Below are 11911 nucleotides of genomic sequence, written 5' to 3' on the forward strand. Positions count from 1 at the left end.
CGGCTTTGCAGGCCGCGCCGGGCCCGTGGCCCGGCCCCTCGCCAGGCATGGCCCGTCCACCGGACGGTCCATGTCCGGGCGAGGCCCCCTCGGGGGGTAGCGAGCGAAAGCGAGCTCGGGGGCACCATCAATACGCTATGCCCACGCTGAAGTGCAGCCGCACCGAGTGCGTCTCCTGCCCCCAGGCCAGGTCGGCCTTCAGCGGCCCGACGGGGCTGCGCCAGCGCACGCCGATGCCGGTGCCGATCGCCGGGCTGAGGTTGGAGAAGCCGTTGGCGGCGCGGCCGGCGTCGACGAAGACCGCGCCCCAGACCGAGGGCATCGAGGCCGAGATCGGCCGCGCCAGCTCCAGGCTGGCGGTCATCAGCGAGGTGCCGCCGGCCTCGGCGCCGTTTTCGGTCGGCGTCAGGCTGCGGTAGGCGTAGCCGCGCACCGAGTCGTCGCCGCCGGCACGGAACAGCTGCGAGTCGGGCACCGCGACGGCGTCGCGCTTGACGACCTGGCCCAGTTCCAGCCGGGCGCTGCCGTACCAGGCGCGGCCAATCGGCAGGTAGCCGGTGAAGCGGCCGTACAGCCGCGAGAACGGCCCGCTGTCGCCGGCGCTGCCGTGGGCGTGGCCGACGCCGGTCTGCAGCGACACCGAAAAACCTTCGGTCGGCAGCACGACGCTGTCGAGCTCGCGCCAGACGCCGTGGTGGTTCAGCGAGTAGGCGATGGTGTTGGTGTGGATGCGCTGGCCGGTCGTCGTCCAGCGTGCCGAACGTTCGGCCTCGACGAAGACCAGCCGCTCCAGGCGCTGCGTGTCCTTGGTGCGGCCCAGGCGCACGCGCTGCGCGAGCACGACGTCCTCGTCGCCTTCCTCGCGGTCGACGGCGCCGCCGACCAGCTCGCGGTACAGGTTCTCGCCGGGGTGGGTGCTGACCTCGCCCGCGTAGGTCTGCTTCTTCTGCGCCAGCGAGAAGGTGTTGCTGGCCGACAGCGCATAACCGAAGACGCGCCGGTAGGCGTGTTCCAGCGAGGCCCGCGGCCCGGTGTTGGCGCTGATGCCGACGCCGAAGGTGTAGACCTGCAGCGGCGCCTCCTTCACGTGCACCAGCACGCGGGCCTGCCCGGCGCGCGAGACGTCCGGGTCCAGCGTGACCGCGGCGCTGTCGAAGAGCCCGGCCTTCTGCAGCCGCTCCTGGTAGTCCAGCAGCACGGCCTCGGTCAGCGGCGTGCCCGGCGCCAGCGCGGCCAGGTGCTCGACGGTCTCGCGTTCGTGCACGACGAGGCCGTCGACGACCAGCTCGCCGAAACGGAACAGCGGCCCGCTGTCGGCCACCAGATACAGGCTGACGCCGTGTTCGGCGGTCTCGACCTCGGCGGCGGTGGCCTTCCAGCTCGCGCCGGCATAACCGTCGGCGCGCAGCCGCGCCAGCGCGGCCGACTTGGCGGCCGTCCAGTCGGGGTTGCGGAAAGCCTGGCCGGCCGGCAGCGCCCAGGCGCGGCGCAGGTCCTCGAGCGCTTCGCGCGCATGCGGCTCGCCGGCTTCGGCGGCGGCGCCCAGCGCGCCCTCGACCTCGATCGTCACGCGCTGCACACGGGTGCGCGGGCCGGGCTGCAGCTCCAGCCGCACGTGGCGCTCGCCGACGTTGCCGACCGAGCGCACCAGGATCACCGTCGGGTCGAAGTAGCCCTCGGTCTCCAGCAGCTCGCGCACCTGGGCCGGCGCGCCGTCGATCAGCCGCGCCCACTCGCTGTCGTCCAGCGCCACGCCGGGCGCCAGCGTGGCGACGCGGGCGATGTCCAGGTGCTGCTCGAGCAGCGCCTTCAGCGCCGCCGGCGCCACGACCTCGATGCTCGCCTGAGGCTCGGCGGCCGCAGCGGTGGGCGCGTCGGCGGCCGCGATCGCGGCGCTGGCGGCCAGGGCCGCCGCCAGGCCCGTCAACACGCGCCTCATTTGCTCAGCAGCCGCATCGCGCCTTCGAGTCCGGACAGGGTCAGCGGGAACATGCGCTGGTTCATCAGCTGCTGCACGATCGAGATGCTCTGGCGATAGGCCCAGACGCCCTGCGGCTCGGGGTTGATCCACACGAAGCGCGGGAAGGCTTCGGTCAGCCGGCGCAGCCACTCGGCGCCGGGCTCCTCGTTCTGGTATTCGACGCTGCCTCCGGGCTGCAGGATCTCGTACGGGCTCATCGTCGCGTCGCCGACGAAGACGAGCTTCCAGTCCTTGTTGTAGGTGCGGATCAGGTCCCACGTGGGCGTCTTCTCGGAGTAGCGGCGCCGGTTGTTCTTCCAGACGAAGTCGTAGACGCAGTTGTGGAAGTAGAAGAACTCGAGGTGCTTGAACTCGCTCTTGGCAGCGCTGAACAGCTCCTCCACGCGATGAACGTGTTCGTCCATCGTGCCGCCGACATCCATCAGCAGCAGCACCTTCACGCGGTTGTGGCGCTCCGGGACCATGCGGATGTCCAGCAGCCCGGCGTTGGCCGCGGTGCCGTGGATCGTCGCGTCCAGGTCCAGCTCCTCGGCGGCGCCTTCGCGCGCGAAACGCCGCAGCCGGCGCAGCGCGACCTTGATCGTGCGCGTGCCGAGCTCGCGGCTGTCGTCGTAGTCCTGGTAGGCGCGCTGGTCCCAGACCTTCACCGCGCTGCGGTTGCGCCCCTTGTCCTGGCCGATGCGCACGCCCTGCGGGTTGTAGCCCCAGGCACCGAACGGGCTGGTGCCGCCGGTGCCGATCCAGCGGTTGCCGCCTTCGTGGCGCTCCTTCTGCTCCTCGAAACGCTTCTTCAGCGTCTGCATCAGCTCGTCCCAGCCCATCTTCTCGATGGCCGCCTTCTGCTCGGGCGTCAGCTCCAGCTCCAGCGTCTTGCGCAGCCAGTCCAGCGGCACGTCGCGGGTGAAGTCGGTCAGCAGCTCGACGCCCTTGAAGTAGGCGCCGAAGGCGCGGTCGAACTTGTCGTAGTGCGCCTCGTCCTTCACCAGCGTCGCGCGGGCGAGGTAGTAGAAGTCGTCGACCGAGCCGTCGACGACGCCGGCCTCGAGCGCCTCCAGCAGGGTGAGGAACTCCTTCACCGAGACCGGCAGCTTGGCGGCGCGCAGCGTGTAGAAGAAGTTGATCAGCATCGGCGGGAGGCGGCCAGTGCCCGGTGCGGCGGCCAGTGCGCGGATTGTCGCGCCGGCGCGCGCGGCCGGCGTGATGAAACGCTCAGCGCTTGCGCGTCTTGGCCGGACCCGGGTCGTGGCGCTCCAGCCAGCCGAAGAACTCGCCGTACCACTGCTTCGAGTTGCGCGGCTTCAGCACCCAGTGGTTCTCGTCCGGGAACCACAGCAGCCGGGCGTCGACGCCGCGGGCCTTCAGCGTGTTGTAGTAGGCCAGGCCCTGGGCGTCGGGCACGCGGTAGTCGAGCGCGCCGTGCACCACCAGCGTCGGCGTGGCCATCGCGCCAGCGGCGGCGTGCGGGCTCTGCGCGTGCACACGCGCCATGTCGTCCCAGTACCAGGCGCCCAGCTCCTTGGCGTGCCAGGTGTAGGCGTCGTCGGCGAACATCGCCGTCCAGTCGAAGCAGCCGGCGTGGCAGACGTAGGCGGCGTAGCGCCCGGCCGGCACGTGGCCGTTCATCCAGGCGACCATGAAGCCGCCGTAGCTGCCGCCGGAGGCGAAGACGCGGCGCTTGTCGGCCCAGGGTTTCTTCAGCAGCCAGTCGGTGGCGGCCTCGACGTCGACGGTCTCGAGCTGGCCCCAGCGGTGGGTGATGCTGTCCAGGAACGCGGTGCCGAAGCTCGACGAGCCGTGGTAGTTGACGCAGGCGACGACGTAGCCCTGGGCGGCGAAGACCTGGCTGTTCCAGCGGTAGTGCCAGGCGTCGCCGAAGGCGGTGTGCGGGCCGCCGTGGATCAGGTGCAGCAGCGGGTACTTCTTCTTCGCGTCGAAACCCGGCGGGTAGACCAGCCACATCTGCACGTCGTCGGGCTCGCCGCCCTCGACGCTGGCGGCGCCCTTGAACCAGACCTCCTCGACGCGGCCGCTCTGCAGGCGCGCCAGCAGCGCGTCGTTGATCGTCTCGATGCGCCGCGGCGCCTCGCCGGGCAGGCAGGCGTGCAGCCGCGCCGGGTGGGTGGCGCTGTCGGCCAGCGTCACCAGCGTGCCGGCGGCCTTGTCGAAGGCCTGCACGGTGCCGCCTTCGACGACGACCTCGGCGCGGCGGTCGGGCAGGTCGAAACGCCACAGGTGCTGGCGGCCGCGCTGCTCGGCGCGCAGCAGCAGCGCCTGGCCGTCGTCCTCCCAGGCCAGCGGCGCCTGCACGTCGTGGTCCCAGGCCTCGGACAGCACCTCCCAGCGTGCCTCGTCGCGGTACCAGACGGCGACCTGGCCGGGCATCGTGTGCTTGCGGCCCTGGTGGCTGGCGATGAAGGCGACGCGCTCCCCCTCGGGGCTGTAGCGCGGCGCCGAGCAGTCCCAGTCGGCGTCCTGCACGATGACGCTGACGCGGCCGGTCTTCAGCTCGAGTTCGGCCAGCGCGAAGCGGTTGTCGATGCGCTTCTCGGGCGCCGGGTCGAAGGCGAAGACCACACGCTTGCCGTCCGGCGAGACGTCGAAGCAGTCGGCGTCGGGGTCGTGGCGGCGGATCTCGTAGGGCGTGCCCTCGAACAGGTCACGCACCTTGGCGGCAGCGCCGTCGCGGCCCAGCTCCAGCAGGTGCAGGTGCGGCACGCGGCCCAGCGGCAACTGGTGGTCCCAGTAGCGGTACTGGGCCTCGCTCGTCGCGTAGCCGCTCTCCTTGCGCTCCTTGAAGGCCTTGGCGCGCTTGGCCTGCTCCTTCGTGCCCTTCGCGTCGGGCCAGACCCAGGAGACGAACAGCAGCCGGCGGCCGTCGGGGCACCAGCGGAAGGCCTCGATGCCGGTGGCCACCGTCGCCGCGCGCCGCGCCTCGCCGCCGTCGGGCGCGATGACGTAGAGCTGCGCCGTCTCGTCCTTCTCGCCCTGCTGCTCGCGCCGGGCGACGAAGGCGACGAGGTCGCCCTTGGGGCTCCACTTCGGCTGGCCGTCCTTGTCGCCGCAGGCGGTCAGCGCCCGCGCGGCGCCGCCCAGCGTCGAGAACAGCCACAGCGAGCTGGCGGACTTGTTGTCCTCCATCGAGTAGCGCGTGACCGCGGCCACGGCCTGCGCGCCGTCGGGCGACAGGCTGGGTGCGCCGATGCGCTCGAGCTTCCAGAGATCGTCGACGGTGATCGGCTTGGTCTTCATCGGGGTTGGGCGAGCAGCCAGTCGAGGTGGGTGCGGATCGTCGGCCATTCGGCCGCCGTGATGCTGTAGACCGCGGTGTCGCGCAGCGAGCCGTCGGCCAGGCGCTGGTGCGCACGCAGGATGCCGTCGAGCTGGGCGCCCAGGCGTTCGATGGCACGCCGGCTCTGCGTGTTCAGGCGGTGGGTGCGGAACTCGACGGCGATGCAGTCCAGGCGCTCGAACGCGTGCCCGAGCAGCAGCTTCTTGCATTCGGTGTTGAGCCCGGTGCGCTGTGCCGAGCGCGCGGTCCAGGTGCTGCCGATCTCGACACGCCGATGCACGGCGTCGATGTTCATGTAGCTCGTCATGCCGACGGCGCGGCCGGCGGCGTCGAAGACGGCGAAGGGCAGCATGCTGCCGGCGGCCTGCAGGCCCAGGCGGCGCTCGATCTCGGCGGCCATGCGCTCGGGCGCGGGCACGGCGGTGTACCAGAGCTTCCAGAGCTCGCCGTCGCGGGCGGCGTCGGCCAGCGCGGGCGCGTGTTCGGGCTGCAGCGGAACGAGTGCGGCCAGCCGGCCGCGCAGCGTGACGGGTTCGGGCCAGCTCATCGGCAGCGTCGGGCTCAGCGGTTGTGGCGCTGCATGAAGACCAGCTTCTCGAACAGCGAGACGTCCTGCTCGTTCTTCAGCAGCGCGCCGACGAGCGGCGGCACCGCCACCTGCTCGTCGCGGCTGTGCAGCGCCTCGGGCGGGATGTCCTCGGCGACGAGCAGCTTCAGCCAGTCCAGCAGCTCGCTGGTCGACGGCTTCTTCTTCAGCCCGGGAAGGTTGCGCACGTCGTAGAAGGTCTTCAGCGCCGCGGCCAGCAGCTCGCGCTTGAGGCCGGGGAAGTGCACCTCGACGATGCGCTGCATCGTCTCGGCGTCCGGGAACTTGATGTAGTGGAAGAAGCAGCGGCGCAGGAAGGCGTCGGGCAGCTCCTTCTCGTTGTTCGAGGTGATGAAGACCAGCGGCCGGTGCTTCGCGCGCACCATCTCGCGCGTCTCGTAGACGTGAAACTCCATGCGGTCGAGTTCGCGCAGCAGGTCGTTCGGGAACTCGATGTCGGCCTTGTCGATCTCGTCGATCAGCAGCGCCACCGGCGTCTCCGACGTGAAGGCCTGCCAGAGCACGCCCTTGACGATGTAGTTGCGGATGTCGCGCACCCGCGCCGACTCTTCCTCGCCGGCGAGCTGGCTGTCGCGCAGCCGGCTGACGGCGTCGTACTCGTACAGGCCCTGCTGCGCCTTCGTCGTGCTCTTCACGTGCCACTGCAGCAGCGGCAGGCCCAGCGCGCGCGCCACTTCCTCGGCCAGCATCGTCTTGCCGGTGCCGGGTTCGCCCTTGACCAGCAGCGGCCGCTGCAGCGTCACGGCGGCGTTGACGGCGAGCATCAGGTCCTGCGTCGCGACGTACTGGTCCGAACCCTGGAATTTCATCGTGTCCACGAGGCGATTGAAGGGGCGGGCCAGTATAAGCGGCGCCTATACGGCGCCCTCGCGCCGGGCGGCTTGCGGGGCGTCAAGCGGGTGCGCCGCATGCCGGGCCGGCGGCGTGCGGCCGCGCCGGGCACCCGGCCGCGCAACCGTGGCCGAATCCCGCTTCTGCCGATTTGTGCCGTCCGCGCCCTGCTGATCCGCGTCGTGCCGTGCCATTTGTGACAGATCATCGACACATTCGACGCCCCGTTGTGGTGCCGTCCGTCCATCGGCGGACGGTCGCGGGCGGTCAAGCGTGTCCATGCTGAAGAAGATTTCCGTTTCCGACCTGCGCCTGGGGATGCATCTGCACGGCTTCGAGGGCTCGTGGATGGACCATCCGTTCTGGCGCACGCGTTTCGTCATCGACGATCCGAAGACGCTGGCCCAGGCGCACCAGAGTGGCGTGCGCGAGTGCTGGATCGACACCTCGCTCGGCCTGGACGTCGCGCCGGCCGGCGTCGACGTCCGCCCGCGCCCGCCGGCGCCGCCGCCGCCGCCGGTGGCCGCCGCCGTGCCGTCGCCCGCGCCGCCGCCGCCGCGCCCGCCGACGACGACGATGGCCGAGGAACTGCAGGCCGCCGCGGCCGTCTGCAAGCGCGGGCGTGAAGCCGTGGTCTCGATGTTCAGCGACGCCCGGCTCGGCCGCGCCATCGACGGCGAGGCCTGCATGCCGCTGGTCGAGGAGGTCACCGAGTCGGTGTTCCGCAACCCGGGGGCGCTGGTCAGCCTGGCGCGGCTGAAGACCCACGACGACTACACCTACATGCATTCGGTCGCGGTCTGCGCGCTGATGGTGGCGCTGGGCCGCCAGCTCGGTGCCGACGACACCGAGTGCCGCCGCCTCGGCCTGGCCGGGCTGCTGCACGACATCGGCAAGGCGCTGATGCCGTCGGACGTGCTGAACAAGCCGGGCAAGCTGACCGACCGGGAGTTCGACGTCATGCGCTCCCACCCCGAGCGCGGCCACCACCTGCTGCAGGAAGCCCGCGGCGCCGGCAGCGACGCGCTCGAGGTCTGCCTGCACCACCACGAGCGCGTGGACGGCACCGGCTACCCGCACAAGCTCTCCGGCGACGCGCTGACGCGCGAGGCGCGCATGGGCGCGGTCTGCGACGTCTACGACGCGATCACCTCCAACCGCCCTTACAAGGCCGGCTGGGACCCGGCCGAGTCGATCGCGCGCATGGTGTCGTGGAAGGGCCACTTCGACGAGGCCATCCTCGCCGCCTTCGTGCGCAGCGTCGGCATCTACCCGACCGGCTCGCTGGTGCGCATGGAGTCGGGGCGCATCGGCATCGTCGTCGAGCAGAACCCCGGCAAGCCGGCGGCCCCGGTGCTGAGCCTGTTCTATTCGACGCGCGCGGCGATGCCGATCCCGCCGCTGCGCCTGGACCTGGCGCAGGCCGCCAGCGACCGCATCGTCGGCCGCGAGCCGGCGCAGAACTGGGCCGGCCGCTCGCTCGACGAGCTCTGGCTGCCGCCCGAGGCCGCACGCGCACGGCGTTGACCCCGTGGCCGCACGGCCGCCCGCAGCGGCGGCCGGCGCAGGCGTTACCCTTCGGGCCGGCACAACAGGAGGCTTGCCCGCCATGATCGAACTGACGCTCCCGACGATGACCTGCGGCCACTGCGTGAAGACCGTCACCGAGACGGTGCAGCGCGTCGACGCCGCCGCCCGCGTGGCCATCGACCTGCCGACGCATGCCGTGCGCATCGAGTCGGCCCGGCCGGCCGAGGCCTTCACCGCGGCGCTGGCCGAAGAAGGCTTCGAGGCGGCCTGAGCCGCCGCCGGCGCGCGCGGCGCGCCACCCCCTGCATCCAACTCCGGGAGAGACGATGAAATCGTGGATCACCTGCGCCCTGCTCGCCGCAGGGCTGGCCGCCGGCAGCGCCGGGGCGCAGACGCTGCGCTGGGCCAGCCAGGGCGACCCCCAGACGATGGACCCGCACTCGCAGAACGAGCTGCTGACCAACTCGATGAACGGCCAGGTCTACGAGGGGCTGGTCGGCCGCGACCGCAACCTGGGCCTGGTGCCGGCGCTGGCCACCGAGTGGAAGCAGACCGGGCCGCTGACCTGGCGCTTCAAGCTGCGGCCGAACGTGAAGTTCCACGACGGTTCGCCGTTCACCGCCGAGGACGTCGTGTTCTCGATGAACCGCGCCAAGGAGCCGACCTCGCAGATCAGCGTCTACGCCAACGCGGTGGGCACCGCGGTGGCGATCGACCCGCTGACGGTGGAGTTCCGGCTGCCGCAGGTCAACCCGATCTTCCTGCAGCACATCGCCGCGCCGCTGTGGATCATGAGCAAGTCGTGGTCCGAGAAGAACAAGGTCACCCGGCCGCTGGACTTCAAGAACAAGGAGGAGAGCTACGCCTCCTTCAACGCCAACGGCACCGGCCCGTACATGCTGGCCAGCCGCGCGCCCGGCATCAAGACGGTCTACAAGCGTTACCCGAACTGGTGGGGGCGCTTCGAGGGCAACGTCCAGCAGGTCGTCTACACGCCGATCGCCAACGACGCGACGCGGCTGGCGGCGCTGGTCTCCGGCGAGATCGACTTCGTCGTCGACCCGGCGCCGCGCGACGTGCCGCGGCTGCGCTCGACGCCGGGCGTGAAGATCGTCGACGGCCCCGAGAACCGGGTGCTGTTCATCGGCATGGACCAGCAGCGCGACGAGCTGCTGTACGGCAGCGAGAAGCGCCGCAACCCGTTCAAGGACGTGCGCGTGCGCCGGGCGCTGTACCACGCGATCGACATCGAGACGCTGAAGACCAAGCTGATGAACGGCCAGAGCGTGCCGACCGGCGGCATCACGCCGTCGCCGCTGGGTTCGTACAACGACCCGGCGATCGAGAGCCGCCTGCCCTTCGACCTGGCCAAGGCGCGTGCGCTGCTGGCCGAGGCCGGCTACGCCAACGGCTTCGAGGTCACGCTGGACTGCCCGAACAACCGCTACGTCAACGACGAGGAGATCTGCCTCGCGCTGGCGCAGATGTGGGCCAAGGTCGGCGTCAAGCTGCGTGTCAACGCGATGCCGCGCGCGGTCTACTTCCCCAAGCTGGAGAAGTTCGACACCAGCCTGTACATGCTGGGCTGGGGCGGCGCGATCACCGACGCCGAGGTGACGATCACGCCGGTGCTGCGCGCGCCGGGCGAGAAGGGTGTCGGCGCCTTCAACTACGGCCGGGTGAAGAACGACCGCTTCGAGGAACTCGCCAAGGCCTCCAGCGCCGAGCCCGACCCGAAGAAGCGCGAGGACCTCGTCAAGGCCGCGCTGCGCGAGTACACGCAGCAGGCGCACCTGCTGCCGCTGCACCGCCAGGTGATCCCCTGGGCCGCGCGCACCAACGTCGACGTCGTGCACCGCGCCGACAACTGGCTGGAGTTCGCCTGGGTCACGGTCAAGTGACCCACCCCCGAAGCGCCTTCGGCGCTGCGTCTCAGGTGGTCGCGCGGCGGCGCACGGCCTCGAGGTAGGCCTGGCCGTCGGGCGGCAGGCCGCTGCGCTGCGAAGCCCAGATCATCTCGCCCAGGCACTCCATGACCTCGTGGTGCGCGGCGTGCAGCGAGTTGCGCCGCGCCGCCAGCAGCGCGACGGCCTGGCGGATGCCGGTCGGCTGGTCGATGCTGCACTGCTCCTCGATCGACAGGTGCATCGACAGGTGCAGGAACGGGTTGGTGCGGCCGGCGTCGACGCGGTAGTCGGCCGCCAGCGCGGCCGGCAGGTCGGCGAGTTCGGCGTGATACTCGGCGTGCTCGGCGATCCAGCGTGTGGCGATCGCCTCCATCGCATCGACCGGGGCGCCGTCGCGGTACTTCGCGTAGGCGCCGCAGAAGAATCGTCTGACGTCGGCCTGATTCGGTTGGAACATCGCCGCATTGTCGCCGCGCGTCCTTGACCCGGTTTCCGACACGTCGATGAACATCACCACCGAACAGCTCTTCACCGCCGCCCGCACCCAGAACGGCTACCGCCCCGACCCCGTGCCCGACACCACGCTCGAGCAGCTCTACGAGCTGCTGAAGTGGGGCCCGACGGCGGTCAACGGCAGCCCGGCGCGTTTCGTCTTCGTGCGCACGCCCGAGGCGCGCGAGCGCCTGGCCGGGATCGTCAGCCCCGGCAACCGGCAGAAGGTGCTGGAAGCGCCGGTGACGGTGATCATCGGCATGGACCTGGCGTTCCACGACAAGCTGCCGCAGCTCTTCCCGCACGCCGACGCACGGGCCTGGTTCGCCGGCCACGACGCGCTGATCGCCGAGACGGCGCTGCGCAACTCCTCGCTGCAGGGCGCCTACCTGATCCTCGCGGCGCGTGCGCTCGGCCTGGACTGCGGGCCGATGAGCGGCTTCGACGCCGCCCGCGCCGACGCCGAGTACTGGGCCGGCACGACGGTGCGCACCAACTTCATCTGCACGCTGGGCCACGGCGACCCGGCCAAGGTCCACCCGCGGCTGCCGCGGCTGGCCTTCGCCGAGGCCTGCCGGCTGGTCTGAGGCGGGCGCCGCCGCGGCCGCTACCATCGCCGGCCAAACGGACAGCAGGAGGCACCGGATGCCGGTCATCGTCATCGCCAACCCCAAGGGCGGCGTCGGCAAGAGCACGCTGGCGACCAACGTCGCCGGCTGCCTGGCCGCGCACGGCGCGGCGGTGATGCTCGGCGACGTCGACCGGCAGCAGTCCTCGCGCCAGTGGCTGGCGCAGCGGCCGGCGGCGCTGCCGGCGATCCGCGGCTGGGACGTCGACCCGGGCGAGATCGTGCGCCCGCCCAAGGGCACGACGCACGTCGTGCTCGACACCCCGGCCGGCCTGCACGGCAAGCGCCTGGACGCGGTGCTGAAGATCGCCGACCGGATGCTGATCCCGCTGCAGCCGAGCCTGTTCGACATCCAGGCCACGCACGCCTTCGTGCAGGCGCTGCGCCAGCACAAGCGCGGCGCCGACCTCGCCGTCGGCGTGGTGGCGATGCGCGTGCGCGAGCACACACTGGCCCACGAGCAGTTGCAGCAGTACCTGCGCACGCTGCCGGTGCCGCTGGTCGCGTCGCTGCGCGACACGCAGAACTACGTGCAGCTCGCCGCCCGCGGGCTGACGCTGTGGGACGTGGCGCCCGGCCGCGTCGAGCGCGACCTGCAGCAGTGGGCGCCGCTGGTGGAGTGGCTGACCCGCTGAGGGCCTCGCTC

Annotated in this window: 11 protein-coding genes; 5 read left to right on the forward strand and 6 right to left on the reverse strand. The window is 71.3% G+C overall.

Annotation, left to right across the window (positions count from 1 at the left end):
* Positions 1-127: 127 nt before the first annotated feature.
* From G5B56_RS17755 to G5B56_RS17775, 5 genes are all read right to left on the reverse strand, one after another.
* Positions 128-1939, reverse strand: a complete 1812-nt coding sequence (locus tag G5B56_RS17755) for an autotransporter assembly complex family protein (protein ID WP_029718708.1) — start codon at positions 1937-1939, stop codon at positions 128-130.
* On the reverse strand, positions 1936-3108 hold the full coding sequence (locus G5B56_RS17760; RefSeq protein ID WP_009856835.1) for a VWA domain-containing protein: 1173 nt from the start codon (positions 3106-3108) through the stop codon (positions 1936-1938). Before G5B56_RS17760 ends, G5B56_RS17755 begins: the two co-directional genes overlap by 4 nt.
* Positions 3109-3190: 82 nt before the next feature.
* The gene (locus G5B56_RS17765; protein ID WP_164964089.1) at positions 3191-5230 is read right to left on the reverse strand and encodes a S9 family peptidase; all 2040 of its coding nucleotides are present in this window, start codon (positions 5228-5230) and stop codon (positions 3191-3193) included.
* Positions 5227-5817, reverse strand: coding sequence for a GNAT family N-acetyltransferase (locus G5B56_RS17770; RefSeq protein ID WP_164964090.1), 591 nt, complete (start codon positions 5815-5817; stop codon positions 5227-5229). The genes G5B56_RS17765 and G5B56_RS17770 overlap by 4 nt, the downstream gene beginning before the upstream one ends.
* Positions 5818-5831: 14 nt before the next feature.
* Positions 5832-6686, reverse strand: a complete 855-nt coding sequence (locus G5B56_RS17775; protein WP_164964129.1) for a MoxR family ATPase — start codon at positions 6684-6686, stop codon at positions 5832-5834.
* A 301-nt stretch (positions 6687-6987) separates the two neighbouring features.
* On the opposite strand from G5B56_RS17775, the gene G5B56_RS17780 reads away from it, so the two are divergent.
* The 3 genes from G5B56_RS17780 to G5B56_RS17790 all read left to right on the forward strand — a co-directional run bounded on the left by G5B56_RS17780 (position 6988) and on the right by G5B56_RS17790 (position 10139).
* The gene (locus G5B56_RS17780; RefSeq protein WP_164964091.1) at positions 6988-8235 is read left to right on the forward strand and encodes an HD-GYP domain-containing protein; all 1248 of its coding nucleotides are present in this window, start codon (positions 6988-6990) and stop codon (positions 8233-8235) included.
* Positions 8236-8317: 82 nt separating this feature from the next.
* The gene (locus G5B56_RS17785) at positions 8318-8509 is read left to right on the forward strand and encodes a heavy-metal-associated domain-containing protein (RefSeq protein ID WP_009857498.1); all 192 of its coding nucleotides are present in this window, start codon (positions 8318-8320) and stop codon (positions 8507-8509) included.
* A 55-nt stretch (positions 8510-8564) separates the two neighbouring features.
* The gene (locus G5B56_RS17790; protein ID WP_009857497.1) at positions 8565-10139 is read left to right on the forward strand and encodes an ABC transporter substrate-binding protein; all 1575 of its coding nucleotides are present in this window, start codon (positions 8565-8567) and stop codon (positions 10137-10139) included.
* Positions 10140-10170: 31 nt separating this feature from the next.
* Here the strand turns inward: G5B56_RS17790 and G5B56_RS17795 are convergent, their stop codons facing one another.
* Complete coding sequence (locus G5B56_RS17795) at positions 10171-10602, reverse strand: DUF1841 family protein (RefSeq protein WP_164964092.1); 432 nt, start codon at positions 10600-10602, stop codon at positions 10171-10173.
* A gap of 46 nt (positions 10603-10648) precedes the next feature.
* Between G5B56_RS17795 and G5B56_RS17800 the strand changes: the two genes are divergently transcribed.
* Entirely contained in the window at positions 10649-11224 is a 576-nt protein-coding gene (locus G5B56_RS17800) for a malonic semialdehyde reductase (RefSeq protein WP_164964093.1), read from the forward strand.
* A gap of 58 nt (positions 11225-11282) precedes the next feature.
* Positions 11283-11900 (forward strand): ParA family protein, encoded by a 618-nt coding sequence (locus G5B56_RS17805; RefSeq protein WP_164964094.1) that lies wholly within the window; start codon positions 11283-11285, stop codon positions 11898-11900.
* Positions 11901-11911: the final 11 nt, after the last annotated feature.

Origin of the sequence: Rubrivivax sp. JA1026 (assembly GCF_011065555.1) — a bacterium.
Classification (GTDB): Bacteria; Pseudomonadota; Gammaproteobacteria; order Burkholderiales; family Burkholderiaceae_C; genus Rubrivivax; species Rubrivivax benzoatilyticus.